Source organism: Bacteroidota bacterium (assembly GCA_018692315.1).
In the GTDB taxonomy this organism is placed as follows: domain Bacteria; phylum Bacteroidota; class Bacteroidia; order Bacteroidales; family JABHKC01; genus JABHKC01.
The window spans coordinates 1-24,972 of sequence record JABHKC010000094.1 but is presented as its reverse complement, the minus strand read 5'-3'; the positions used below and the strand labels follow the sequence as shown (position 1 = coordinate 24,972).

Genomic DNA, 24,972 nt, shown 5'->3' with positions numbered 1-24,972 from the left:
AATAATTTGTTAAGCTAAGCTGTCTCAAGTTCAAATTTATTCAGATTTGAAAAATGTTGGTTTAACAGTAAGCATCAACCAAGCCCAGTTGCTTGTTTCATCCATACTTCCACCTCTGATTGCTTCCATAGATTCTGTTCCAAGCATTTGGGAATATCCGAGTTTGATATTTGCTTGTTTCGAAAGGTTATATCCACAGAAAAAGTCTATTTCTGTACCAAGTCCTTTATCAAAATCTTCACTAATATCTACTGCAGTTGAAAGAAGATGTGCATGAAGTGCAAAGAACATTTTTCCATGCTTATATTTTCCTTTCAGATAAATATCTTGTAAACCAAATCCACCTGGCTGTCCAACATAGAAATAATCCATAAATCCATTAAATTTATGATTTGTTCCATAGAAAGGAGTAAATGAATTGTTTTTATCATCTGTACCATCGTCTCCGGAAAGAAGTTCAAATCCTGCATTAAAAGAAAGATTATCACTAACTCCATAAGAAAGATCTAGAGCAGCATCGTATGCACTTAATTCTGTATCTGTTCCGTCTTTACCCATCTGATAGTAGAAATATCCAGCTACTCCTAATTTCCCTGCTTTATAAGCAAGTCTTGCCCCAATTGTTTGGCTATATTGAACTCCTTGCGCTGTAACATTTCCTAAGCTATCTACTTCATCGGCAAAGGCTTTTCCATTATTTAAAAACAAAATGCTTGCTGAAAGTTTTTCAAATTTACGATTCCAGTGGAAAAATTGCATTGCTTTGTAGGCATCTGGTCCATCATAAAAATTATTGGTTCTGTTTGTATTCTCATTGTAAGCAAACCCAATATGAACATCACAGTCCAATTTAAATTTCAATAAAGCAACATCATGCGAACGTGCTTGATTTGCCCAACCAACACTTCCAAAAATTCTGTGATCATCGTAAACCAATTCCTGACGACCTGCTTTTAAAGATATTTTCTCTGTAAAAAACACCTCAGCCCAAGCTTCGTGTACAGAAGTAGCAAAATCTTCGTTTGATACTAATTGCTTTTGACTTCCCCAGGCACGAACGTCTTGAAGTGTCAATTTCACTTTATAAAGGTCATTTTTATAATCAAAATTTAATCTTGTTCGCTGAGCTGTGAATAATGAGGCTTCCTGGTCAGGAGAGGCTAATGATTTATATCCATGGCTAAATTCGGTACGTGGTCTGAATTCTCCACTTAAAGAAAATTGTCCGAACGAGTTAATACTGAAAAGTGCTAATAGTATAAAAATTTGTGTTTTTAATAATAATTTCATTTTGTTGTTTTTTAATTTTAAATATTCATTTTACTTTCTCTTTCTTTAGCTAATTCGTCCCATTTAGGAGCTAATTCTCTCAAGAATTTTGCTTTAGTAGCATCCATTTTTTCTTTGTCGAGTCCGATAAATTCCTGAGCTTTTGCTTTTGTTGTAATATCTGGATATGGAATTTCTTGGTTAAATCCTAAATCGGCAAACAATCTGGCTAATTTTATTCTGCCCTCTTGAGCGATAGTAATTCCGGTAGAAATAATTCGACCAACTTCAACAGGTGAGTGAAATGATCCACCATGGCTGGCTGCTGCATAATCCCATCTCCATTGAGCATGTCTGATATCCATTAAAATATCTTTCATTTGCTCTTCTGTAGCTCCTTTATCCCAGGCAAATTTTGCTTCAACATGTGCACGTACTATCAATTCTTCCAATTTGTCTCTGTTCTCGATAATTTTGTCTTGCCTGTCATAAACATCTTCTAATAATCTGTCAGTTTCTTCGCGGTGGCATACCTGACAAGAATTAGCAACATTATTTAATGGACTTTGAATTTTATGATCTGTGAATTTTACACCGCCTTCGCTTTTATAAGGCATATGACAATCGGCACAAGAAACACCTCTATCTGCATGTACACCAGTTAGATAAATCTCGTATCCCGGATGTTGAGTTTTTAACATTGGAGCTTTACTTACTTTATGTGTCCAATCTTTGAAATTTAAATCATCGTAATATTTTTCAACATCTTCACATTTCAAACCATTGTCCCAAGGTAAGGTTAAATATGCACTTCCTTTTACTTTATTTTTATCGAAATAGTATTCGACGTGACATTGTGCACATACCAAAGACCTCATCTCCTGATGAGTAGCTTTGTTAATATCCTTCCCCATTTTTTCAAATCCTTCAATCAATGCAGGTCTTGTTATTGTTAAATCCTGAGTTTCAGGATCGTGGCAATCACCACAACCTATTGGATTAACAATTTCCGAACCTATTCTCGACCATTTTCCGGAGTAAAATTCTGCAACACCATCTCTGTTCATAACTCTTGGAACATCAGGACTTTTACATGTCCAACATGTTGCTGGCATTGGTCCGTCGCTACTATTAGTCGGTCCTCCTGTTCTTAATGATTTCCTAAGATCTTCCACAGCATAAACATGGCCTCTTCCTTGATTGTAGTCTTTTGCAAAACCGTATCCTGCCCACATCACCACTAAGCGAGGATCAACCTCTAACATATCAATCATTCCACCACCATTATACTTGCTATAAAAAGTAGTATCTGCAGTTTCGTAGTAAGATTCGTATTGCCTTGGAAAATTTTTCCCCCAAACTTCGTTTCTCGGTTCGAAATCAGCAATCTTAGTTTGCGGAGCATATGCAAAAACTGCTTCTGCCCGCCTTTCCAAAATCGACGATGCAAATAATCCTAAAATAAATACCACTACCAAGGAGATGATAAATGGTATCCAATTAATAGTTCCTCTTTTCTTTGTCATAATAATACATTTTAGTTAAATTAATTCATTATATTGTTGAGCCAATTTGGCACTGGACTTTTCAGTAAAGGGATTCTTGCATTTGGAGTACTTGCCAAGCTTTTTACTCTTCCATGAGGGACTTCTTGATGACACTCCCAACAAACTCTCGCCTCCATTTTCTCTTTGTGATTATCAACCATGAGTGCTAATTTCGGATCATTTAATCTTTCAGTATGGCATCTAATACAATTTTGATGAACTACCTCTTTGCTTTCTTCCTTTATAGTAATAACTTGAGGTTCGTTTCTCATTGAAAAAACATAGGCATGATTAATACCGTCTTTTGCTTTAAAAAAATATTTATTTAAAACATTGTCGTGCGGCACATGGCAATCGTTGCAATTTGCAACCTCGCGATGGGAACTATGATTCCATGTGGCATATTGTGGGGCCATGATATGGCAATTTACGCAAGTCTCAGGCTCATCGGAAAGATATGATGATGCTTTTGAAATATACAATGTGAATATCAAAATTCCGAAAATTGCACCTAATAAAATCGAAAATATTATTCGCCATGATGAGGAGTTGGAGTTCTTTTTCATATTCTATTCTTTATAAAATTTCTATTATTATATAAGGTATATATTTTTTAATATAAAATTTGTCATACTCAACTACAATTGAACTCAAATTCAAAAAATCTAAATGTGTACCAAAATTTTATGCAATTTGTCATAATTTGTTCATTAAATATTACCTAAGTATTTAAATAATAAAACATTTCGGTATTTAAGTTCTTAAATTCATAATCTCAACAAATATAAAACATATTTTTTTATAATTGTTAATAATTGTTAATTTTTTTTAATTTTTTTTAAATCATTATTTACCTCATTTGCAACTACATATTTCATGACAGAAGATACAACAACAAAAAAATGATGACTAAATGATAAATGATTGTATAATTTGTGCTTATTCAATTCTAACATTATAATATTTCTATTGCTTAAATTCTTTTCTAAACAATATTATCATAGTTATAAGATTTAATCATTTATCATTTATCATTTCATAAATATATAGAAATAAAAAAAACTTGGAATCCAATTTTTATAAATATTTACCAAAATTTTACTTTCTAAGAATAAAATAATCATAAAAAAAGCTTAGATTATTTCCTTCGTTTACAAAAACAACAAACAAGTACAGCCTATATGCCAGGCATACAGCCAATTACAATATTAAAAAATAAATGAAAAAAATCTAAAATAAATTTGGTTCATATTTATAATTGATATAGATTTGCAATGATTACAATAATGTAATTTCTTGTTAAATAATGAAGAGTATTTATGGATAATTTTGGAGAATATTTAAAGGATAAAGGAGTTAAACCTTCCTATCAAAGAATAAAAATCTTTGAATATTTATATCGAAACAAAAATCACCCAACTGTTGACATGATATATAAAGAGCTTGTGAATGAAATTCCAACATTGTCTAAAACAACAGTTTATAACACCTTAAAACTTTTTTCAGGAAAGAATATTATATTATTAATAAATATTGAAGAAAACGAATTAAGATTCGATGCGGATACTACAGATCATGGACATTTCAAATGTACAAAATGTGGGAATATATTAGATTTTGATATAGATCTTTCCGAAATAAATACAAAAAACATAGAAAAATATAAAATTGATGAAACACACCTATATATAAAAGGTATGTGCGATAAATGCAAATAAATTAAATTAACCTTTAATATTAACTTTAAATTAAAAATTAAAAATTATGGTATCTTTAATAGGTAAAAAAGCGCCTGAATTTAAGGCAAATGCAGTAGTAAATGGTAACGAAATAGTACAAGGATTTTCTTTGGATCAATATCTTGGGAAAAAACATGTAGTCTTTTTCTTCTACCCACTTGATTTCACATTTGTTTGTCCTACAGAATTAGTAGCCTTTCAAAAACAAATTGAAGAATTTGAAAAAAGAGATGTAGCAGTTGTTGGTTGTTCAGTTGATTCTGAATTTTCACATTTAGCTTGGCTACAAACCGATCTTAACAAAGGTGGAATAAAAGGTGTAAAATATCCTGTAGTTGCTGACTTATCGAAAACAATTGCCGAAAATTATGGCGTATTAGCAGGCGAATGGGATTATAATGACGAAGGTGAAGCAACTTTCAACGGAGCTCCAGTTGCTTATCGTGGATTATTTTTGATTGACAAAGAAGGAATAGTAAAACATTCTGTAATAAACGATCTTCCTCTTGGCAGAAGTGTTGGTGAAGCATTGAGAATGGTTGATGCACTACAACATTTTGAAAAGTACGGAGAAGTTTGTCCAGCAAACTGGAAAGAAGGCGAAGATGCAATGAAAGCTACACAAGATGGCGTTGCTGATTATTTAAGCACGCACTAATTTAGATTTAGGATACTTGATTTATAATTTGATATTGTAAATTATAAATCAAGTATCAATTATTCAAAAAAACTTAAATAAATTATAAATATTAAAATAAGAAGTATGAAAATTAATAAGTACGTTGATATTTCAACATTAGATAGAGAAGCAAAAAAAGATTATATTGACAGACATTCAGCATTTGTTCATTGTGAAAAAAGTGCAAAAGTTGGAGAAAAATTCAAAGTAAAAATAAAAGTCGGCGATGAATATATGCACCCCGATGATACAGACCACTACATTGCATGGGTTCAACTATGGAATGGAGAAAAAATGTTAGCACAGGCAAATTTTGTTGAAGGAGCTTTAGGTAATGCACCAAACAATCTTGAAGTAGATTTTTATATTGTTCCTACTAAAGAATTAAAATTGACTGCTCAAGCATTTTGTACTAAACATGGTTTATGGCAAAGCGAAGAAGTTGTAGTTGAAGTATAAAAATTACTGTTCTTTTTTTCAGGCATAGAAATTTTACTATTATTTTTTAATTTCTGTGCCTTTCTTTTATTAAAATACTAATTTTGTTAAATTTTAAATGTGAAAAAAAGTAAAAAATGGATAACAAAGAAAAAGTACTTGAAACTATATCTAATGCAAATAAACCATTGAAAGCTGGAGAAATTTCAGAACTATCCGGTATAGAAAAAAAGGACATCGATAAAGCAATAAAAGCTCTGAAAAGCGAAGACAAAATCTGTTCTCCTAAAAGATGTTTTTACGATATTAACAAATAATTAATAAACACTTGCCATGTTAAGCACAAAATTGGAAATAGAATTAAATAAACAACTTAATGCAGAATTATTTTCGGCATATTTGTACCTATCAATGTCATCATTTTTAGCAACAAAAAATCTTTCGGGCTTTTCAAATTGGATGAAAGTTCAATTCGAAGAAGAACAAGCTCATGCTCTAAAACTGTATAAATACATAATAGACCGAGGAGGCAGAGTCCTTCTTCAACAAATTGAAAGTCCGAAAAATGAATGGACAGATGTAATAGACGTTTTTGAAGATATTTTTAAACACGAACAAAAAATTACATCAATGATAAATGAACTTGTAAATCTCTCAATGGAAGAAAAAGATCATGCGACCGTCAATTTGCTTCAATGGTATATTTCCGAGCAAGTAGAAGAAGAGGCAACTGTTTCTGATATTCTCGAACAATTGAACCTTATTGAAGGAAAAGGCGCAGGTCTTTTTATGCTCGATAGAGAAATGAAGCAACGAGTTTTTGTGCCAATTGCTTAAATTTTATTTTTTTTCAAACAATCATAATTAAAAAAGACAAAATGGATTTATCTACAAAGTATATGGGATTAAATTTGAAAAATCCTATAATAATTGGTAGTTCAGGGCAATCAAATTCAGTTGAAAAAATTGTTAAACTTGCCGAAAATGGTGCAGGAGCAATAGTTTTAAAATCATTATTTGAAGAGCAAATATTGTCAGAAACTTCAAAAAATATTGAAGAAAACCTGGCATATTTTCCAGATGCCTTCGATTATATCAGTGCCTATACTAAGGAAAATAATCTTACTGAATATCTAACTTTAATTGAAGAAGCAAAAAAAAAGGTTGAAATTCCAATAATAGCAAGCATCAATTGCATTTCTACAAAAGAATGGACAAATTTTGCGAAAAACATTGAAAGTGCAGGTGCAGATGCTTTAGAATTGAATGTGTCTATGCTTCCTTCAGAAGAAAACAGAACCAGTAAAGAAAACGAACAAATATATTTTGAGATTATTGAGAAGATAAAACCTCAAATATCTATACCCTTGTCTTTGAAAATGAGCCACTTTTCTGCCGGACTTTCAAATCTGGTAAGAAAATTAAGTTGGACTAAAATGATTGATAGTATTGTTCTTTTCAATCGCTACTTTAATCCTGATATTGATATTAACAACTTCAAAATCACCTCTTCAGGAGTATTTAGCACACCCGAAGATATTTCAATTTCGCTGCGCTGGATTGCCCTACTTTCAGATAAAGTACACTGCAATTTAGCTGCTTCAACAGGCGTTCATTCTGGCGAAGGAGTAATTAAGCAATTGCTTGCAGGAGCTACTGCAGTCCAAATTGTTTCGGTTATTTACAAATACGGACCAGAGTATATTTCAACAATTCTAAACGACTTGACAACTTGGATGGAAAAGAAAAATTTCAACAGCATTGACGATTTTAGAGGAAAACTAAGCGGAAAAGAAAATACAGCATCCTTCGAAAGAATTCAATATATGAAATATTTTGGCGGAATAGAATAAAAAATTGAAAGACTAAACAATCATTTTTTTAGAATAAAATGACCATTTTTTGGGATGTGTTCGAAGCAATAGTAGTTTTACTGGGAATAGGAATTATTGGTTTTGCAATAATTGCCAGAAAAATTGTGCCAATAAAAATACTCGAAGTAATTTCCCCATTGATTCTTGACATTGCTTTACCTTGTTTAATTTTCACAAATATTATTTTCAGATTCGATCCATCGAAATTTCCAAACTGGTGGATGCTACCCCTTTGGTGGGCAGCATTTACTGTTATTACAGTAGTTCTTTCATTTTTGGGAATGAAATTAGCCAAAAAAGAGTACAAAGCAGAAATTGGAATGAGTTTACTTTATCCAAACATAATTTTTGTGCCAATGGTAATAATTCAGAAATTATTCGGAAGCGACTCAGAAATTTTAGTTGAACTATTCTTGTTTTCATTGTTTTTCCCTGCCTTTCTGTTTAATACCTATTTTCTATTCTACAGATCGAAAAAAACAAAAAAGGACAAATTCACTTTAGGAAATTTCTTAAATCCAATTCTGATAGCTACATTTTTAGCAATTACTTTGAGATTGAGCGGACTAAACCAAAATGTACCTGAGGCATTCTATTCAATAGCAAAAATTTTGGGAAACACAGCACTTCCACTAATCCTGCTTTTGATAGGTGGCAATGTGTATGTCGATTTTAAAAGAAAAGGCAAAATGAAATTAAAGCCAATTCTAACATTTGTAGCATTAAAAAACTTCTTATTTCCTTTTATAATTTTGCTTTTATTGATATTAATAAAGCCCCCATTTTCAATTGCATTTTTAATATTTCTTATAAGTTGCGTACCTCCAATTACAGCAGTTCCGATTTTGGTGAACAAAGAAGGAGGAAATACATCACAATCAAACCAATTTGTAATTTCAAGTTTTATAGCATCCATTATTTCAATACCATTAGCATTTTCGGCATTCCAAATTTTTTTTGAATTCAACTAAATAAACTATCCCAAATTTATATAAACAATAAAGTATTAATAAATTAAAATTAAATATAATGAAAAAATATGTATGTATCCCATGTGATTGGGTTTATGATCCAGCAATAGGCGACCCCGATGGTGGGATTGCCGTAGGAACAGCCTTTGAAGATATTCCAGACGATTGGGTTTGCCCAATTTGTGGAGTTGGCAAAGAAGATTTTGAACTTATTGAGGAATAGAAAAGTAAAAGTAGATGATAAGTTTAAAAAGTGGAGACACTGCACCAAATTTTACTGCAAACAATCAGAACAGCGAAAAAATCTCCTTAGCTGATTTTAAAGGAAAAACTTTAGTACTATATTTCTATCCAAAGGATAATACGCCTGGTTGTACAGCAGAAGCATGCGACTTACGAGATAATTTCGAAGCCCTAAAAAAATCGGGCTTCGAAATACTTGGTGTTAGCCCTGACAGTGAAGTATCTCATCAGAAGTTTATCAAAAAACACAATTTACCATTCGATTTATTAGCCGATACAGAAAAAGAAATAATAAAAAGTTATGGAGTTTGGGGCGAGAAAAAAATGTTTGGAAAAATTAAAGAAGGCGTATTTCGAACCACTTTCATTATAAATAAGGATGGAATAATCAGTGAAGTTATTGATAAAGTGAAAACTAAATATCATGCTGCACAAATATATCCAGACATATTATTAATGGAAGAATAAGCCATAATACGAAACTAACAAGCTAAACAATCAATTGATGGAAACAATAAATAGTCCCAGACAAAAAGCACTAAGAATAAATCTTGACAATCGTTTTTTTGGGACAATTGCTGAAATTGGTGCAGGACAAGAAGTTGCCCGGCGATTCTTCACTGCCGGGGGTTCTTCGGGAACAGTTGCCAAAACCATTTCTGCATACGACATGGCTTTAAGCAACAATCTCTATGGCGAAACTCATAGTAAAAGATATGTAAGCGAAGAAAGATTGAAAAAAATGCTCGAAATTGAGTACAAACAAATCGTAAGCTCGCTACAAAACATAAAACAAGGAAACACATGCTTTTTTGCTTTTGCAAATACAGTTTCAGCAATAAATTTTCAGAAAACTAACGAAAGTCATGGTTGGATTGGGATAAAATTTCAACTACACCCTGGTTATGAAGCAAACGAAATTTTGCTTCATGTAAAAATGTACGAAAAAGACAATCTTCTGCAACAGAGAACTATCGGAATTCTTGGAGTTAATCTAATTTATGCAGCTTTCTATTTCAATAAATATCCCAGTAGCTTTCTGCGATCTTTAATGGATTTTCTTTCTAGAGACCAGTTAGAAATTGATATGATTAGAATGACTGGTCCAGATCTTGACTACATAGACAATAGGTTGATTAGCGTACAGCTTGTTAAAAACAAAATGACAAATGCTACAGTTTTCGACAACGACCACAATGTAAGACCTCCTTCAGATATTTTTTACAAAAAAAACATCATGGTTCTTAGAGGAAGCTTTCGCCCAATTACACTGGTTGGTGTCGATATGCTGAAAAAAGGCTTCGAACTGTTCAAAACCGAAAACAATTGCAATGAAGAAAATACATTACTTTTTTGCGAAATTAGCTTAGAAAATCTGCTCATGGAAGGCGATTTCGATGAAAAGGACTTCTTAGATCGTGTAGATTTACTCAATGGATTAGGTATAAATGTTATTATTTCTGACATGAAACAACATCACGAATTTGTTTCGTATTTCGATATTTATAAAATATACCAAATCGGCATCATCATTGGTTCAACAACTTATCAAAATCTGTTTCATCGTGAATATTATACAAATCTAAGTGGAGGGATTCTGCAAGGTTTTGGCAGATTGTTCAAGAATAATGTAAAAATGTATGTTTATCCTACACAAGTTGAAAACAAAAAAGAATTAATCTGCTCAGAAAATATTACTCTAAACAATAATACAAAAAATATCCATCAGTATCTGATAGACTCCGGAAAAATAATAAATATTCATAACTTTGATAAAAGTTTGTTACATATATTTCCACGAAAAGTAATTGAGCTTATAAAAGAAGGAAATAATGAATGGGAGACAATGGTTCCTCAATTTGTTGCAAAAACAATAAAATCTAGAAGAATGTTTGAATACTATAACACTAAATAATAAAACAATGAATGAATTAAACGGAATTGTAATCATGGTGCAGCAAGTTTCACCAATAATGAAGATTATTAGAATTGTACCAGACGGTTGGGAATTACCAAAATTTGAATCAGGTCAATTTGTAGCACTATTTTTGCCAGGCTCAGCTGAACGATGCCCTGAAGCCACAGAAGAGCTCGAAAAAACAGCTCCCGACAAAATGATAAAAAGAGCTTATTCAATATCCTCTTCAGCAAAAGAGATAGATTATCTCGAATTTTACATTACACTTGTACATTCGGGTACTCTCACGCCAAGAATTTTTAATTTAAAAATTGGAGACAGAATTGGTGTAGGAAAAAAAATTGTTGGGATGTTTACACTCAACCAAGTTCCAATTGATAAAAACGTAGTTTTGATAGCAACAGGCACTGGAGTTGCACCATATATGAGTATGCTTCGTTCAGATGCACTAAATATTGATAGAAAAATATGCGTAATTCATGGTGCTGCTAATTCTTGGGATTTGGGCTACTCTTCAGAATTAAGGCTGATTGAGAGCATGTCTAAAAATTTCCATTACATCCCAACAATCACAATGCCCGAAAAAGAACCGGCAGGCTGGAAAGGCGAAACAAGATTTATTCAGGATATGCTTGCCGACAGAATTATTGAAAAAACATGGGGAGAGCGTCCAACTGCCGACAACTCACATGTTTTCATTTGCGGAAATCCAAATATGATAGATGCTGTAACCGAAATTCTTGAGTCAAGAGGTTTGAGAGAGCACTCTAAGAGATCTCCCGGACAAATTCATTGCGAGAAATTCTAATAATACCGCATATTTGCATTATTAAAATAAATATCTAAGTTAAGAAGAAATATTTTTTCACCAATTTATTAATGGAATAATTACTTTTGAAAATTTACTTTCTGAAAATTTTATTTATAAGTACAATATATGAACTCTTTATTAAAATAATATTATGAAAGAATTTGAAACTATAGAAGAAATATTAGATTTTGCAATTACTGCTGAACAATCGGCAGTTGATTTCTATACTAAGTTAGCCAAAACTGCACGAAATGAGGAAATTAAGGAATCTTTCTTGCAATTTGCGAAAGAAGAAATTAGTCATAAAACCCGACTTACAAAAATAAAGACGGAACGTGCCTACGAATTTGAACCCGAAAAAATAAGCGACCTAAAAATTGCTGATTATCAAATTCCTGTTAAACCAAGTGATGATATGAGCTATCAAGATGTACTGGTGCTTGCTATGAAACGAGAGAAAGCAGCCTACAAACTTTATACTCACCTTTCTCAAATTGCCCCAAACAACGAACTGAAAAAAACATTTCAAGCATTGGCTCAAGAAGAAGCGAAACATAAACTGAGATTTGAAATCGAATACGACGATATGGTTATGTTTGAAAATTAAGATACCTGATTTCTGTAATTTTATAATAGCCCCTTATTTATGAATTAGGGGCTATTTTTTTGAAATTTTGTCTGGTATAATAACAACACCCATGAATTAAAAAAAAATTAACAAATATTTAGAAGCTATTTATATTTTTATTTGAAATTACATATAGACATATCTATATATGCAAATTGCTAAATATCAATAACTAAGCATTAATCAAGGAGTTCCAACATGATTTGCTTACAAATTTATAATAATTTCATATTTATAAAATTGACATATTTTGAAATATTTGTTAAAACTTTTATAATTTTTTAATATATTGCCACGATTTTATTTTGAAATTTTGTTAAAAAATATGATAATTATAATTGGGTTTCTGCTTTAAGTAAAAACTAAAAGTAATTTTAGAACCAATTGAAACCAAAAACATTTATCATAATAATTTGAAATTAAATTTAATGAATATATTTTACCTCTTAATAGGAGCAAGTCTCATAATAGCACTAATTTTTTTAGCAATATTCATTTGGGCTGTAAAAAATGGGCAATTCGATGATGACTTTACTCCCTCTGTCCGAATTTTATTTGACGATGAAGAAATAAAAAAAGATACTAACTAAATCATTTAACTATGGAGATTCAAAAATTTAATTATGACAACAAAATTGTCAAGCTATTCATTTTAGCAACCATAATTTGGGGAGTGGTTGCAATCCTGGTTGGGCTTTTAGCTGCACTTCAGCTATCGTTCCCGTTTTTCAATTTTGGTTTAGAATTTACAACTTTCGGACGAATAAGACCAATTCATACGAATGCTGTAATTTTTGCTTTTGTTGGAAATGCAATTTACGCAGGAGTTTATTATTCAATGCAAAAGTTGCTGAAAACCAGAATGTTCAATGATGTTCTAAGCAAAATAAATTTTTGGGGCTGGCAGTTTATTATACTTTGTGCAGCCTTGACATTTTTTGCCGGAATTACCACCGGAAAAGAATATGCAGAATTAGAGTGGCCGATTGATATTATGATTACTGTAGTATGGGTGGTTTTTGGCTGGAATATGATAGGAACAATTATCATCAGAAGAGAAAAACACATTTATGCAGCCATTTGGTGGTATCTTGCCTCCTTCCTTGGAGTAGCTATGCTCCATGTAGTAAACTCATTTGAATTACCTGTTTCATTATTTAAAAGTTACCCAATATATGCAGGTGCTCAAGATGCAGTTGTACAATGGTGGTATGGCCATAATGCAGTAGCCTTTTTCTTAACAACACCATTCCTTGGTTTAATGTACTATTATCTTCCGAAAGCAGCCGGACGACCGATATATTCTTATAAATTATCAATTGTTCACTTCTGGGCATTGATTTTTATTTATATGTGGGCAGGCCCTCACCATTTATTATATCAGGCATTGCCAGATTGGGCACAGGCACTTGGAGTAACTTTTTCAATTATGCTCATAGCACCATCCTGGGGAGGCATGATAAATGGATTGCTAACATTGAGAGGTGCCTGGGATAAAGTACGAGATAGTGCAGCTCTAAAATTTATGGTAGTAGCAGTTACAGCATACGGAATGTCAACATTCGAAGGACCAATGATGTCATTGAAAAACGTAAATGCTATCAGCCACTTTACCGACTGGACTATTGCTCACGTTCATATTGGCGGAATGGGCTGGAACGGAGGATTAGTATTTGGAATGTTATATTGGTTAGTTCCAAAACTTTTCCGAACTAAACTTTTCTCAGAAAAAATTGCAAACACACATTTTTGGATTGCAACTCTCGGTATGTTAATTTATGCAATTCCTTTATACTGGGCAGCTATCACACAATGGTTAATGTGGAGAGAATATACTCCTGAAGGATTTTTGGCTTATCCTAATTTCTTAGAAACAGTTACTCAAATTGTTCCATTATATACATTCAGAATTATTGGTGGAACTTTATATTTAGTTGGCTTTTTACTATTAGTTTGGAACTTAGTTAAAACAATGGCAGCAGGTTCAATGGAAGCAAACGAGGCTGCTGAAGCTTACCCATTAGAAAATAAAGAATCAAGAAGCTCAGCAAGAGAAACTATTCATCGTTGGTTAGAGAGAAAACCCGTACGTTTTGCTATTGTGGCATTCGTTTTATTGGCAATAGGTGGTGCTGTAGAAATAATTCCAATGATTTTTGTTAAATCTAATGTACCAACTATCGAATCTGTGAAACCATATACTCCTTTAGAATTAGAAGGTAGAGACATATATATTAGCGAAGGATGTTATACTTGTCATTCGCAAATGGTTAGACCATTCAGGTGGGAAACAGACAGATACGGAGAATACTCAAAAATTGGCGAATTTGTTTACGATCATCCATTCCAATGGGGCTCACGAAGAACAGGACCAGATTTGGCCAGAACAGGAGTCATAACCGGCAATATGTACAAAACAGCTTCTTGGCACTATAATCACTTTATGGATCCACAAAGAATGAACGAACAATCGATTATGCCAAAATACGATTGGTTTGCAATAAAAGACATTGATTTAGATATGATTCCGGCAAAAATTAGAGCTATGCAAACTCTTGGAGTTCCTTACGAAGAAGGATTCGACGAAAGAGCAATCGACGATTTAAAAGCTCAGGCACAAATAATAGCTGACGATTTGAAACAATCAGGAATTGAAATTGAACCAACAAAGCAAATGATTGCAATGATTGCATACTTGCACAAACTCGGTAGAGATATAACACCCGTAGTCGAAACCAAACCAGAACCGGTAAAAACTACTTCTGTTAATATTACTGAAGAAATGATTCCGGCCGGAAAAGCAAGTTTTCAAAAAAATTGCATCATATGCCATGGACCAGATGGGAAAGGAAATGTAATTGGGCCAGACCTTACCGACAATGAATGGATTATTGAAAAATCTCCGGAAGGAGTATATGAGAATATTTCTAATGGAAAGATTGAAAAAGGGATGACACCTTTTAAAGGCGTACTTTCTGAAGAAGAAATTACTCAATTGACAGCATTTGTACTACTTGAACTAAATAAAAATTAAGCATGAAAATTGTTAGCGATGTTTTAGAAAATATAGCTGGAATTCAGACATATTACATAGTAGGAATGCTGATTTTTCTATTTTTATTTATCGTAATAGTAGTTAGAACCTATAGCACACCAAATTCTGAAATGTCAAATAGAAAAAATGCTATTTTCGACGAAAAAGAACTTTTAGACATTAAAAATGACAAATAATTATATAAAATTCAATAATGATGAAAGAAGAAAAAAACAATCCAGATTATACTTATAATGAAAAATATGATGAAAAACTGATGGAGCATGACTATGATGGCATTAAGGAACTAAACAATCCTGTTCCAAAATGGATATCTGCCATATTTATAATAACTATAGTTTTTTCATTGATTTATGTCGAGCATTATTTCATTTTCACACAAGGCGATCTACAGGATGCTGAATACGAAAAAGAAGTTGCAGAAGCCTCATTACTTTATTCGAAAAATAAGGCACAAGACACTAAATTGACTACCCTCACTGATGAAGCATCTCTGAAAGCCGGTAAAGAATTATTTAGTACCATGACATGTATCGTATGCCATGGTGCCAATGGAGAAGGAAATGCAATAGGTCCAAATCTAACAGATAAGCATTGGTTGTCGGGTTGCGATTTTGAAAGCGTCTTTAATATTATCAAAAACGGAAATCCTACAAAAGGAATGACTCCGTTTAAAGCACAAATGAACGAAAAAAAAATTCAGCAAGCGGCAAGCTACATCTTAGTAAGCTTAAAAGATAGCAATCCTGAAAATGCAAAAGAGCCACAAGGTGAAATTTGCGAATAAAAAAATTTGGAGGCTTCAATAAATCGAAGAATTTTCTGAACTTTCCAATATCCGACAGAAAAATCGCTATAACTAATCAAAATTTTATTGATGATTGGTTATGGCATTTTTTGTTTTTATAAAAATAAAATTAATGATTTAACTCTGTAGTTTTTACATATTTTATATTGAAAATATAAATCATGAAAGACAAAAACACTTATAGAGACCGCCCTATAAACATGGACAAAGATGGCGGAAGAAAATGGATTTATGCAAAAAAACCTATAGGCAAATGGTACAAATGGCGAACATTTGTTAGTTGGTTTTGGCTCATATTTTTTGTTCTTGCGCCCATTATTAAAATAAATGGGCATCCATTCATGCTTTTAGATATTATAAACAGAAAATTCATAATTTTTGGAATAATATTTTGGGCTCAAGACACGGTAATTTTAGCACTTCTGATGCTGTCGTTTGTGCTATTTATAGTTCTTTTTACGGTTACATACGGACGAATATGGTGTGGTTGGGCTTGTCCTCAAACCATTTTCCTGGAAATGATATTTAGAAAAATAGAATACATTTTTGATGGATCTTACAGAAAATCTAAATCTTCAAAAAATGACTCTATAAGCGTTTGGAATACAGTCAAATTCATTTTAAAACATTTCATTTTCATTGCCATTTCAATAACAATAACCAATGTATTTTTAGTGTGGTTTATAGGTTTTGAAGAATTGCTAAAATTACTGTCAGACCCTATAAATCAACATACCACAGGCTTCAGTGCTATGCTTATCATTTCAGGTATATTCTATTGGATATACTCCTTTTTTAGAGAACAGATTTGCACAATGATTTGTCCATATGGCAGAATGCAAGGAGTTCTTTTAGATTCAAAATCAATTATTGTTGCATACGATTATAAAAGAGGTGAGCTGAGAGGTGCCAAAAATCAGGGTGATTGCATTGATTGTAAGCAATGTATAGCAGTTTGCCCCACAGGAATCGATATTAGAAATGGAACTCAACTTGAATGCATAAATTGCACTGCCTGCATAGACGAGTGCAACATTGTAATGGAAAAAGTGAAAAAACCCCAAAATTTAATTCGATTCGATTCGATTGAAGGAATTGAAAAAGGACATAAAACTATATGGAACACCAGAAATAAAGCGTATTCTTTTGTTTTATTGGTTTTAATTGCCTTCTTTATAGTTACGCTTTTTACGAGGCCAATTATAGAAACTACAATATTGCGGACACCCGGAACTCTTTTCCAAGAACGGGGTGAAAATAAACTATCAAATATTTATAATATTAAAATAATAAATAAAACCTACGACGATATTCCATTAACAATGAAATTAGAATCGCACCAAGGAAAAGTTGAATTGGCAGGTGGCGAAATAGTAGTTAAAAAACATGGATTGTATGAATCGGTTTTTGTTCTTACTCTTGATAAAAACCAACTTTCGGGCGAAAATACTAAAGTTGAATTTGGCATTTATGCCGAAAACGAGTTGATAGAAAACTATGAAATAAGTTTCGTAGGACCCTTAGATAGTAAATACAAATAATTAAAAAAACGATAATTTATATTATTGAATCAAATACAATATGAAAATAAAATTTAATTGGGGAACAGGAATTTTCATTTTTATTATGATTTTCCTTACTTTAGCAATAAGCTTCATCATTTTTTCTTTACAATTCGATGCAAACTTAGTTCATGACGATTATTACGAAAAAGGAGTAAATTATTCAAATCAGATTGAAATTAAAAAACGCTCGGCTGAATATTTCAATAACATAAAAATCAGTGAGAACCAAGATTATATAATTGTATCCTTTGAAAATTTTAAAACGAGAAAAATCGAAAACTGTTTGATTCATTTTTTTCGACATTCCGATAAGAAAAAAGATTTTAAGGCAAAGCCTAATAAAAGTTTCGATGAAATTTTAATTGCTAAAGATAAATTATCTTTAGGCAGGTATATTATCAAAATTTCTTGGGAAATGGACAATCAGCAATATCTTGTCGAAAAAGAATATAGCATAAAATAAAACTTAGAGTTATTAACTGTTTTTATAGTAAATCATGGAAATTCTTATACCAGGTTTAATTCTCGGATTGATGGGTAGTTTTCATTGTGTTGGAATGTGCGGGCCTATCGCAATTGCACTTCCTTTGCAGGGCAACAACTATTTTCAAAAAGTTTTCGGCGCTGTTCTTTACAATTTAGGACGAACAATAACTTATGGAGTTTTAGGAGCATTTTTCGGAATGATTGGGCAAGGCCTCGAAATGATAGGATTTCAAAGATGGGTTTCAATAATTATGGGTTCCATAATGGTTCTTTCTGTTCTGTTCCCATCACTTTTCAAAAAACAATACGACTTAAATAAAAGTGCCTTTTCAATTTTCACAAAACTAAAAAATGCACTTCAGCGACTTTTCACTGTAAGGTCTTTTGGCGCATTGTTTTGGATAGGAATATTGAACGGCTTTTTGCCTTGTGGATTGGTTTACATTGCAATTGCCGGAGCCATTGGCACTCAATCGCTTGTTCAAGGAATACTTTTTATGGTTTTGTTCGGGCTTGGAACAATCCCAATGCTACTGGTAGTTTCCATTCTTGGAAATCTGATCAGTATTTCGTTAAGAAACAAAATCAATAAGCTTATTCCTTATGTAATAGTTTTTGTCGGAATAGTTTTTATTCTTCGCGGCTTAAATCTTGGCATTCCATTCCTCAGCCCTCCTGAAGAAAAAATCAAAATGAAATTCGATAAAGAACTCAAAAAAAATAAAGCAATTTCGTATAAAGAAGCTGCAAAAATAAAACCTTGCTGTAGTGAGTAAAAGCAATTCGAAGACAGACCATAAATGCGTTCATTGCGGGGCAGATTGCGGAAAATATCCAGTAGTTTGGAACGATTTGAAATTTTGCTGCAATGGCTGCCTTACAGTCTATCAATTGTTGAATGAGAATAAGCTCTACAAATATTACGAAATTGAAAAAACACCGGGCATAAAGCCCAACGAAAATAAGTATAACCGCAAATACGATTTTCTCGACCGCGAAGAAGTTCATGAAAAATTATTTGATTTCGACGAAGGAGAAATCGCAAAAGTAAGTCTCTACATTCCGGCAATTCATTGTGCCTCTTGCATTTGGCTACTCGAAAATTTGAAACTTTTGAATCCCGACATAAAAATATCTTATGTAAATTTTTCTAAGAAACAAGTAAGTGTAACTTTCGACAAATCGAAAATAAGTTTGCGGCAACTTGTCGAGCTACTGGCATCAATACACTACGAACCGGAAATTTCTCTTAACGCAAAAGATGAATCTTCTCAAAAGAATTCGAGCAAAATTCTGCTTTACAAAATTGGCGTAGCCGGTTTCGTTTTCGGAAATGTGATGCTCTATGCTCTGCCCGAATATTTCAATGGAAAACAATTAGAGGGAAATTTAGGTTCTTTTTTAAGCATTTTGAGTTATGTAATGGTTTTTCCAGTAGTTTTTTTTAGTGGAAACGGATATATAATTTCTGCTTACAAAAGCCTGAAGAAAAAAGTAATTAACATCGACATTCCTATTGCTCTCGGGATTTTAGTGCTGTTTCTGCAAACTTCCTACGAAATTTTTTCCGGCACCGGTACAGGATATTCCGACTCTCTGGCAGGACTAATATTTTTTCTTCTACTCGGAAAATGGTATCAAGGAAAATCTTACGATGCCCTTTCATTCGACAGAGATTACAAATCATATTTTCCAATAGCTGTTACAAAAATTTCTGAGGAAAAAGAGGAGGTTTTATTACTTAATGAAATAAAAAAAGGCGATGAAATTTTAATTAGAAACAAAGAACTAATACCAGCAGATTCTAAAATATCGAGTGGTTCGGGAATTATCGACTACAGTTTTGTATCGGGCGAATCGAAGCCAGTACTGAAAAAAGTTGGCGATTTTGTGTATGCAGGTGGTAGGCAAACCGGAAGTTCTATCACCGTGAAAATAGAAAAAGAAGTCGTTCAAAGCCACCTCACAAAACTATGGAATCAGAGCGAAAACGAAGATTCGAAAAAGATTTCTTTATCGGATCTAATTGATAGAATAAGTAAATATTTTACAATTGTAGTAATGTTTATAGCTATTCTTGGCTCAACATTCTGGCTATTTCAGGGCGATGTGAAAACTGCCATATTTTCATTCACGGCAGTGCTGATTGTTGCTTGCCCTTGTGCTTTAGCGCTTTCTATCCCTTTCACTTTCGGAAATACAATGCGGCTGTTCGGTAATGCCGGAATGTATTTAAAAAATACATCGGTTGTCGAAAATCTCACAAAAATTGACACGATAGTTTTCGATAAAACTGGAACCATCACAAAACCTGACGAAAACAATATTAAATTTATAGGTGGTGAATTATCTGAAAATGAGAAATCTGCAATAATGTCGATTTGCAAACAATCAACCCATCCATTGAGTAATGCGATATATAAGTTCTACGAAAATTGCGACTATATAGAACCTGAGCAATATGTAGAGATGGCAGGAAAAGGGATTTTCTGCCAATTCGATAATCTTAAAATAAGGATAGGTTCTGAAAAATTTGTAGCAAATACCGAACAAAACAAAGCTAACAGCTCAACTACAGTTTATCTTTCGATAAATGAAAAAATGAAAGGCTTTTGGCAAATCAATAACAAATATCGTTTTGGGTTTCAGAATGTTATAAATACATTAACTAAAAAATTTGAGTTGTTCTTATTGTCGGGCGATAACGATTCGGAAAAAAGCAATTTACTTAAGTATTTCAAAAAAAGTCATTTGCATTTCAATCAAAAGCCTCAAGACAAAAAAGATTTTATAAAAAAACTTCAGAGCCAAAACAAAACAATTTTAATGACCGGTGATGGCTTAAACGATGCCGGAGCATTGATGCAAAGCAATGTAGCTCTGACAATTGCCGACAATGTATATCACTTTTCGCCAGCCGGCGATGCTATTCTTGAAGCAAGCAAGTTTCACAAACTTTTCGATTTTATAAATTTCACCAAAACAGCAATGAAAATTGTGAAAATGAGTTTTGCTATTTCATTTTTTTACAATATTATTGGAATTAGCTATGCAATTTCGGGAAATCTTTCGCCTGTTGTAGCTGCTATCCTAATGCCAGTAAGTTCAGTTTCTGTGGTTGCTTTTGCCACTTTTGTTACCCGATATTTTGGAAAGAGGTTGAAATAATTTAGGGGTAGCTAAAAAATACCTTTTCTTACTTTATAAATTAAACTCATTCGTCAAGCTCAATTTTCAATGACCAAGCATGAAAGCAAGGCAATTCATTAATTGTGAGTTTCGGGATTTGAATTCGCAACTTGTTTCCGTCAGATAATTCCCAATGTATTTTACCACTGTAGGCCAACAAACTTATATTCTTTACATATTCTCCATCAACCAGATTGATTTCAATTATGTCAGTCCATTTGGTGAAAATGCAAAACAGTGCTTTGTCTTTAGTAGTGTAATATACTTCTTGATTCGTACTTTCTTGTCTGTCAACTGATGATTTTCTTGTTTCGTAGATAGCCTCAGAATTTACTTCTAACCATTGACCTATATCCATCAATCTTTCCTGCATAATCACAGGGATTCTTCCATCTGATGTTGGACCAACATTTAGCAACAAATTTCCTCCTCGGCTAACAATGTCTATCAACTCATGAATAAGTTCTTCTGAACTGTTGTAATCTTCAATACTTTCTGCTCTATTGAAACCATATGATCCGCCAATTCCACGGCTTTCTTCCCAAGGATGATGGCTGAGCTTACTATCGTCCATATCTTTATATTCACTTGAATAATAGTCTCCATGATTACCAGGCATACCTTTTGCAAAACGGTCGTTCACCACAACATCGTCTTTCACAGGAGAATAGCTATACAACCAAGAAAGAAATTCTTTAGTTTTCCAATAATCATCAGTACCATCCCATTCTCCTCCATCTGAAAAAATTAGAGAAGGTTTATAATTCTCTATTAGTTCTTTTAACTGTGGTATCACATGTTTATCAACGTACTCACCTTCAGGAATTTTGTATTTTTTAATTATATCTAATGGCAAAAAATATCCTGATTCTGTTCTTTTGGTTTTAGTGGTTTCCCATTCGATAATCGAATAATATAATCCCATCCTTAGACCTTCGGATTTTACTGCCGTTGTCAATTCTCCTACTATATCTCTGTTGGGGCCAATATCCGAAGAGTTCCAATTTTTCTTATACGTACTTTTGGTGGGCCATAAGCAAAAACCATCGTGATGTTTGCTTGTTAATACAACATATTTTGCTCCGGATTTTTTAAACAAATCTGCCCAATCGTTAGGATTAAAAAGCTCGGCTTTGAAAAGAGGTGCAAAATCCCTGTATTCAAAATCTTTACCATAATTACTATCATGAAATGTTTTTCCTCCATTTTTTTGATTGTACATAACTCGTGCATAATACCATTCTGCATAAGATGCATATAGTCCCGGTTCCAATTTTCGCCATGCAGGAACCGAGTAAACTCCCCAATGTATGAATATTCCAAATTTTGCATCTTCAAACCATGTTGGGATAATTCTTGTGTCAAGCGACTCCCATGAATTCTGATATTCTTGTGCGTTAAGCATGAATATTTGTATTGAAAGAATAAAAGTGAATAGAGTTAATCTCATTATCAAAGAATTTTGGTATTTATTTGTCGTAGCATTTCTTTTTTGCTATCAACATTTCTTCATAGCTAACTATCGTAAAAATAGTGCCATCTTCATATTTAATCTCAACAGGAAAGTTCAGAATTATTTCTGCCTTTTCAAATCCGGGATTGTTCGCATACCAAGTTTTAATTTCATCCCAATCATCATCATTTTCGAAAACAATTTGTGTAGTACTGTCAGGCATGGTATAGCTTACCGGATATACCATTTCAAAACATTTTTTGCCATTATAGTCTTTAAAAAGTTTCCATACATCTACAACTTTGGTTTGCAGGCTGTTATTTTCATCTAACCAACTTACCGTAGCAAGACCGTCACATTTTCCATCTCCAAAATCAACAGAGAAAACCATTTCGTTTTTGTAATAAAATTTGACAATACCGGATACAATTTCGTCTTTGCAATTTGCACTTTTAATTAACTCCTGTACTATTACTTTTTTGTAATCTTTTATGTTTCCGCTTCCCTTGACTTTCACATCAGGTTCTAAGCTTTTAAGCATAATATTTTCAGTTGATCCATCAAACAAATCGCCTTCTTTTTTGCAAGAAGTAAATACAATTGCTAAACTCAAAGTTAAAACTGTTAAAACTCCAATTGCTTTTTTCATTGTTTTATATTTTAAATTATTAAGAAAATATTTCTATAATAAGCCAAATGAATTGTTGAAATACATTAGTAACATGTCAAAATTTCAAATTTAATCTTTTTTTGGAGATTATCTCATTTTCATGATTTCTTTGGATTTGGAAACAGTTCAAAGCACCCGTTTATGTAAAATGTTTTATGATTGTTTAATCTTCTTTCTCAATTTTTTATATGAATAGACAAAAAGATTACTAATAAGGTAGGTAGATATTGTCAAAATCAAAATATTTAAAACTGAAGGCATATTGCTATTTAGCATAAATGTTGCTATAATACCCATTATTATTACATGAATTATATATACTCCGTAGGAATTACTATTAAGTTCAATCCAGAATTTATTTTTTCTATTTACGTAATTTTTGAAGCTAACAACCATAGCATAAATCAAATATGTAACTGAGAGCAAAAAACATAGCCTAACAATAAAAATATCCATAGATTTGCAAATAAGATAATCATTAGGGCTTACCAGAGAGTATATTACTCCACCAATATATATGTTCATAGGAATCCAGCCAAGACTATGGATAATGATCTCAACCTTTTTATTTCTTTCACTTGATTCAAATGTTTTTAAATTATAACATTGACTTCCAGTTAAGAATGTTAGAAAATAGATAAGTATTCTTTCATTTTGAAAATCTAATATTATAGATTTTGTCCATCCATGCAGACTGAAATAGTCCATGAAAAAGCTAAAAATGAGGCCTAAGATAATAGTTAGCAAAATGTATTTCCCAAGTTTAATTTTTGTTGTGTCTATTTTTGAAAATATCAGGTAAATTATATTGAACAAAAACAAAACAGGTAAAAACCATAACCAATTTTGACTCCACATAGAATTCCAATGGAAATAGCTTGTCCAATCTTCCTGGGGCATGTTGCGCGAATACAAAAATATAAATTTATAAGCAGGTATTAATGTCAGAACAGCAAATGACCAAGGGATCATTAGCCGAATAAATTTTGATTTAACAAATTCTATATTCGTCTTCGATTTCAGTGATAATGGAACGAAAAAACCTGATATAAAAAATATCGTAGCCATTACAAAAATGTTCATAATAAGAAACAATATACCGGCAAAATCATTATTTGATGGATCTACAACTATCCACCACTCTTGGCCCATACTATATCTTTCATATGTAACAGCAACATGAGTTACTACTACTAAAAAAACCATGAAAGTTCGAAGATTATCTAACCAATATATTTTGTTGTTTTTAGACATAATTCATTCTATTGATTTATACAATGGCTTAAAAATGTTTCATTTAGCATTTCAGGGCTCCAATTTTTCAATATGCTGAAGTATCTGTGTATTGTTATCATCTTTTTTTACATTAATTGTCAAATGCAAATATATTTTTGTCCAACTATACCCAAGCCAGCAAGTTCAGTATAATTCCGCAGCATCATATTTATTAATTCTTAACCCAAGTTGAGAACAATATTTTATATCTGCCTACATATGAACATATTACGTTCATAGGATTCGTTTTTCGGGTACTACGGATTTTGTAATTTCAATATTTTCAACGAACTAAATTTCAAGTTGCAAAGTTAACAAAATATTATTTAGAATAGTTCTAAATAAGATGATATT

Annotated in this window: 26 protein-coding genes; 20 read left to right on the top strand and 6 right to left on the bottom strand. The window is 32.3% G+C overall.

Annotation, left to right across the window (positions count from 1 at the left end):
• Window positions 1-36 precede the first annotated feature (36 nt).
• From HN894_07760 to nrfH, 3 genes are read right to left on the bottom strand one after another with little or no spacing between them, the layout of a single operon-like run.
• Entirely contained in the window at window positions 37-1,290 is a 1,254-nt protein-coding gene (locus HN894_07760; protein MBT7143221.1) for an alginate export family protein, read from the bottom strand.
• 17 nt (window positions 1,291-1,307) lie between these two features.
• The gene (gene nrfA, locus HN894_07755) at window positions 1,308-2,795 is read right to left on the bottom strand and encodes an ammonia-forming cytochrome c nitrite reductase (GenBank protein MBT7143220.1); all 1,488 of its coding nucleotides are present in this window, start codon (window positions 2,793-2,795) and stop codon (window positions 1,308-1,310) included.
• 20 nt (window positions 2,796-2,815) lie between these two features.
• Window positions 2,816-3,382: a cytochrome c nitrite reductase small subunit gene (gene nrfH / locus HN894_07750; protein MBT7143219.1), complete on the bottom strand. Its 567-nt coding sequence runs from the start codon at window positions 3,380-3,382 to the stop codon at window positions 2,816-2,818.
• Between the two features lie 753 nt (window positions 3,383-4,135).
• On the opposite strand from nrfH, the gene HN894_07745 reads away from it, so the two are divergent.
• The 20 genes from HN894_07745 (at window position 4,136) to HN894_07650 (ending at window position 21,199) form a co-directional block, all read left to right on the top strand.
• Window positions 4,136-4,534 (top strand): transcriptional repressor, encoded by a 399-nt coding sequence (locus HN894_07745; GenBank protein ID MBT7143218.1) that lies wholly within the window; start codon window positions 4,136-4,138, stop codon window positions 4,532-4,534.
• Window positions 4,535-4,580: 46 nt separating this feature from the next.
• A complete protein-coding gene (locus HN894_07740) occupies window positions 4,581-5,213 on the top strand; it encodes a peroxiredoxin (GenBank protein ID MBT7143217.1) in 633 nt (210 codons plus the stop codon).
• Window positions 5,214-5,318: 105 nt separating this feature from the next.
• Window positions 5,319-5,693, top strand: a complete 375-nt coding sequence (locus tag HN894_07735; protein MBT7143216.1) for a dethiobiotin synthase — start codon at window positions 5,319-5,321, stop codon at window positions 5,691-5,693.
• Between the two features lie 116 nt (window positions 5,694-5,809).
• Window positions 5,810-5,989: a MarR family transcriptional regulator gene (locus HN894_07730; protein ID MBT7143215.1), complete on the top strand. Its 180-nt coding sequence runs from the start codon at window positions 5,810-5,812 to the stop codon at window positions 5,987-5,989.
• Window positions 5,990-6,005: 16 nt separating this feature from the next.
• Window positions 6,006-6,509 (top strand): ferritin, encoded by a 504-nt coding sequence (locus HN894_07725; GenBank protein MBT7143214.1) that lies wholly within the window; start codon window positions 6,006-6,008, stop codon window positions 6,507-6,509.
• Between the two features lie 41 nt (window positions 6,510-6,550).
• Complete coding sequence (locus HN894_07720; protein ID MBT7143213.1) at window positions 6,551-7,525, top strand: dihydroorotate dehydrogenase-like protein; 975 nt, start codon at window positions 6,551-6,553, stop codon at window positions 7,523-7,525.
• 38 nt (window positions 7,526-7,563) lie between these two features.
• On the top strand, window positions 7,564-8,517 hold the full coding sequence (locus tag HN894_07715; GenBank protein ID MBT7143212.1) for a hypothetical protein: 954 nt from the start codon (window positions 7,564-7,566) through the stop codon (window positions 8,515-8,517).
• 58 nt (window positions 8,518-8,575) lie between these two features.
• Window positions 8,576-8,740: a rubredoxin gene (locus HN894_07710; protein ID MBT7143211.1), complete on the top strand. Its 165-nt coding sequence runs from the start codon at window positions 8,576-8,578 to the stop codon at window positions 8,738-8,740.
• 14 nt (window positions 8,741-8,754) lie between these two features.
• On the top strand, window positions 8,755-9,228 hold the full coding sequence (gene bcp / locus HN894_07705; GenBank protein ID MBT7143210.1) for a thioredoxin-dependent thiol peroxidase: 474 nt from the start codon (window positions 8,755-8,757) through the stop codon (window positions 9,226-9,228).
• 37 nt (window positions 9,229-9,265) lie between these two features.
• Window positions 9,266-10,675 (top strand): TonB-dependent receptor, encoded by a 1,410-nt coding sequence (locus HN894_07700; GenBank protein ID MBT7143209.1) that lies wholly within the window; start codon window positions 9,266-9,268, stop codon window positions 10,673-10,675.
• Between the two features lie 7 nt (window positions 10,676-10,682).
• The gene (locus HN894_07695; protein MBT7143208.1) at window positions 10,683-11,486 is read left to right on the top strand and encodes a ferredoxin--NADP reductase; all 804 of its coding nucleotides are present in this window, start codon (window positions 10,683-10,685) and stop codon (window positions 11,484-11,486) included.
• 154 nt (window positions 11,487-11,640) lie between these two features.
• Window positions 11,641-12,096 carry a ferritin family protein gene (locus tag HN894_07690; GenBank protein ID MBT7143207.1) on the top strand — a complete coding sequence of 152 codons (456 nt, stop codon included), beginning with the start codon at window positions 11,641-11,643 and terminating at the stop codon, window positions 12,094-12,096.
• A gap of 449 nt (window positions 12,097-12,545) precedes the next feature.
• On the top strand, window positions 12,546-12,707 hold the full coding sequence (gene ccoS / locus HN894_07685; protein ID MBT7143206.1) for a cbb3-type cytochrome oxidase assembly protein CcoS: 162 nt from the start codon (window positions 12,546-12,548) through the stop codon (window positions 12,705-12,707).
• 11 nt (window positions 12,708-12,718) lie between these two features.
• Window positions 12,719-15,151 carry a cytochrome-c oxidase, cbb3-type subunit I gene (gene ccoN / locus HN894_07680; protein MBT7143205.1) on the top strand — a complete coding sequence of 811 codons (2,433 nt, stop codon included), beginning with the start codon at window positions 12,719-12,721 and terminating at the stop codon, window positions 15,149-15,151.
• A 2-nt stretch (window positions 15,152-15,153) separates the two neighbouring features.
• Window positions 15,154-15,348, top strand: a complete 195-nt coding sequence (locus HN894_07675) for a hypothetical protein (GenBank protein ID MBT7143204.1) — start codon at window positions 15,154-15,156, stop codon at window positions 15,346-15,348.
• Between the two features lie 17 nt (window positions 15,349-15,365).
• On the top strand, window positions 15,366-15,959 hold the full coding sequence (locus tag HN894_07670; GenBank protein ID MBT7143203.1) for a c-type cytochrome: 594 nt from the start codon (window positions 15,366-15,368) through the stop codon (window positions 15,957-15,959).
• Window positions 15,960-16,141: 182 nt separating this feature from the next.
• Complete coding sequence (ccoG, locus tag HN894_07665) at window positions 16,142-17,521, top strand: cytochrome c oxidase accessory protein CcoG (protein MBT7143202.1); 1,380 nt, start codon at window positions 16,142-16,144, stop codon at window positions 17,519-17,521.
• Window positions 17,522-17,561: 40 nt separating this feature from the next.
• Complete coding sequence (locus HN894_07660; protein MBT7143201.1) at window positions 17,562-18,008, top strand: hypothetical protein; 447 nt, start codon at window positions 17,562-17,564, stop codon at window positions 18,006-18,008.
• Between the two features lie 34 nt (window positions 18,009-18,042).
• A complete protein-coding gene (locus HN894_07655; GenBank protein MBT7143200.1) occupies window positions 18,043-18,807 on the top strand; it encodes a sulfite exporter TauE/SafE family protein in 765 nt (254 codons plus the stop codon).
• On the top strand, window positions 18,800-21,199 hold the full coding sequence (locus tag HN894_07650) for an HAD-IC family P-type ATPase (GenBank protein MBT7143199.1): 2,400 nt from the start codon (window positions 18,800-18,802) through the stop codon (window positions 21,197-21,199). The genes HN894_07655 and HN894_07650 overlap by 8 nt, the downstream gene beginning before the upstream one ends.
• 46 nt (window positions 21,200-21,245) lie before the next feature.
• Here the strand turns inward: HN894_07650 and HN894_07645 are convergent, their stop codons facing one another.
• The 3 genes from HN894_07645 to HN894_07635 form a co-directional block, all read right to left on the bottom strand.
• A complete protein-coding gene (locus tag HN894_07645; GenBank protein ID MBT7143198.1) occupies window positions 21,246-22,670 on the bottom strand; it encodes an alpha-L-fucosidase in 1,425 nt (474 codons plus the stop codon).
• A gap of 19 nt (window positions 22,671-22,689) precedes the next feature.
• Complete coding sequence (locus HN894_07640) at window positions 22,690-23,322, bottom strand: hypothetical protein (protein ID MBT7143197.1); 633 nt, start codon at window positions 23,320-23,322, stop codon at window positions 22,690-22,692.
• A gap of 174 nt (window positions 23,323-23,496) precedes the next feature.
• Window positions 23,497-24,597 (bottom strand): acyltransferase, encoded by a 1,101-nt coding sequence (locus HN894_07635; GenBank protein ID MBT7143196.1) that lies wholly within the window; start codon window positions 24,595-24,597, stop codon window positions 23,497-23,499.
• Window positions 24,598-24,972: the final 375 nt, after the last annotated feature.

What these genes read in the sequence shown, in the direction of transcription:
- HN894_07660 (MBT7143201.1), top strand. Translation starts at nt 17,562, where the DNA reads ATGAAAATAAAATTTAATTGGGGAACAGGAATTTTCATTTTTATTATG.
- HN894_07720 (MBT7143213.1), top strand. Translation starts at nt 6,551, where the DNA reads ATGGATTTATCTACAAAGTATATGGGATTAAATTTGAAAAATCCTATA.
- HN894_07675 (MBT7143204.1), top strand. Translation starts at nt 15,154, where the DNA reads ATGAAAATTGTTAGCGATGTTTTAGAAAATATAGCTGGAATTCAGACA.
- HN894_07710 (MBT7143211.1), top strand. Translation starts at nt 8,576, where the DNA reads ATGAAAAAATATGTATGTATCCCATGTGATTGGGTTTATGATCCAGCA.
- ccoG (MBT7143202.1), top strand. Translation starts at nt 16,142, where the DNA reads ATGAAAGACAAAAACACTTATAGAGACCGCCCTATAAACATGGACAAA.
- HN894_07695 (MBT7143208.1), top strand. Translation starts at nt 10,683, where the DNA reads ATGAATGAATTAAACGGAATTGTAATCATGGTGCAGCAAGTTTCACCA.
- HN894_07730 (MBT7143215.1), top strand. Translation starts at nt 5,810, where the DNA reads ATGGATAACAAAGAAAAAGTACTTGAAACTATATCTAATGCAAATAAA.
- HN894_07735 (MBT7143216.1), top strand. Translation starts at nt 5,319, where the DNA reads ATGAAAATTAATAAGTACGTTGATATTTCAACATTAGATAGAGAAGCA.
- HN894_07715 (MBT7143212.1), top strand. Translation starts at nt 7,564, where the DNA reads ATGACCATTTTTTGGGATGTGTTCGAAGCAATAGTAGTTTTACTGGGA.
- nrfA (MBT7143220.1), bottom strand. Translation starts at nt 2,795, where the DNA reads ATGACAAAGAAAAGAGGAACTATTAATTGGATACCATTTATCATCTCC.
- HN894_07645 (MBT7143198.1), bottom strand. Translation starts at nt 22,670, where the DNA reads ATGAGATTAACTCTATTCACTTTTATTCTTTCAATACAAATATTCATG.
- HN894_07690 (MBT7143207.1), top strand. Translation starts at nt 11,641, where the DNA reads ATGAAAGAATTTGAAACTATAGAAGAAATATTAGATTTTGCAATTACT.
- bcp (MBT7143210.1), top strand. Translation starts at nt 8,755, where the DNA reads ATGATAAGTTTAAAAAGTGGAGACACTGCACCAAATTTTACTGCAAAC.
- nrfH (MBT7143219.1), bottom strand. Translation starts at nt 3,382, where the DNA reads ATGAAAAAGAACTCCAACTCCTCATCATGGCGAATAATATTTTCGATT.
- ccoN (MBT7143205.1), top strand. Translation starts at nt 12,719, where the DNA reads ATGGAGATTCAAAAATTTAATTATGACAACAAAATTGTCAAGCTATTC.
- HN894_07635 (MBT7143196.1), bottom strand. Translation starts at nt 24,597, where the DNA reads ATGTCTAAAAACAACAAAATATATTGGTTAGATAATCTTCGAACTTTC.
- HN894_07745 (MBT7143218.1), top strand. Translation starts at nt 4,136, where the DNA reads ATGGATAATTTTGGAGAATATTTAAAGGATAAAGGAGTTAAACCTTCC.
- ccoS (MBT7143206.1), top strand. Translation starts at nt 12,546, where the DNA reads ATGAATATATTTTACCTCTTAATAGGAGCAAGTCTCATAATAGCACTA.
- HN894_07760 (MBT7143221.1), bottom strand. Translation starts at nt 1,290, where the DNA reads ATGAAATTATTATTAAAAACACAAATTTTTATACTATTAGCACTTTTC.
- HN894_07740 (MBT7143217.1), top strand. Translation starts at nt 4,581, where the DNA reads ATGGTATCTTTAATAGGTAAAAAAGCGCCTGAATTTAAGGCAAATGCA.
- HN894_07670 (MBT7143203.1), top strand. Translation starts at nt 15,366, where the DNA reads ATGATGAAAGAAGAAAAAAACAATCCAGATTATACTTATAATGAAAAA.
- HN894_07725 (MBT7143214.1), top strand. Translation starts at nt 6,006, where the DNA reads ATGTTAAGCACAAAATTGGAAATAGAATTAAATAAACAACTTAATGCA.
- HN894_07640 (MBT7143197.1), bottom strand. Translation starts at nt 23,322, where the DNA reads ATGAAAAAAGCAATTGGAGTTTTAACAGTTTTAACTTTGAGTTTAGCA.
- HN894_07655 (MBT7143200.1), top strand. Translation starts at nt 18,043, where the DNA reads ATGGAAATTCTTATACCAGGTTTAATTCTCGGATTGATGGGTAGTTTT.
- HN894_07700 (MBT7143209.1), top strand. Translation starts at nt 9,266, where the DNA reads ATGGAAACAATAAATAGTCCCAGACAAAAAGCACTAAGAATAAATCTT.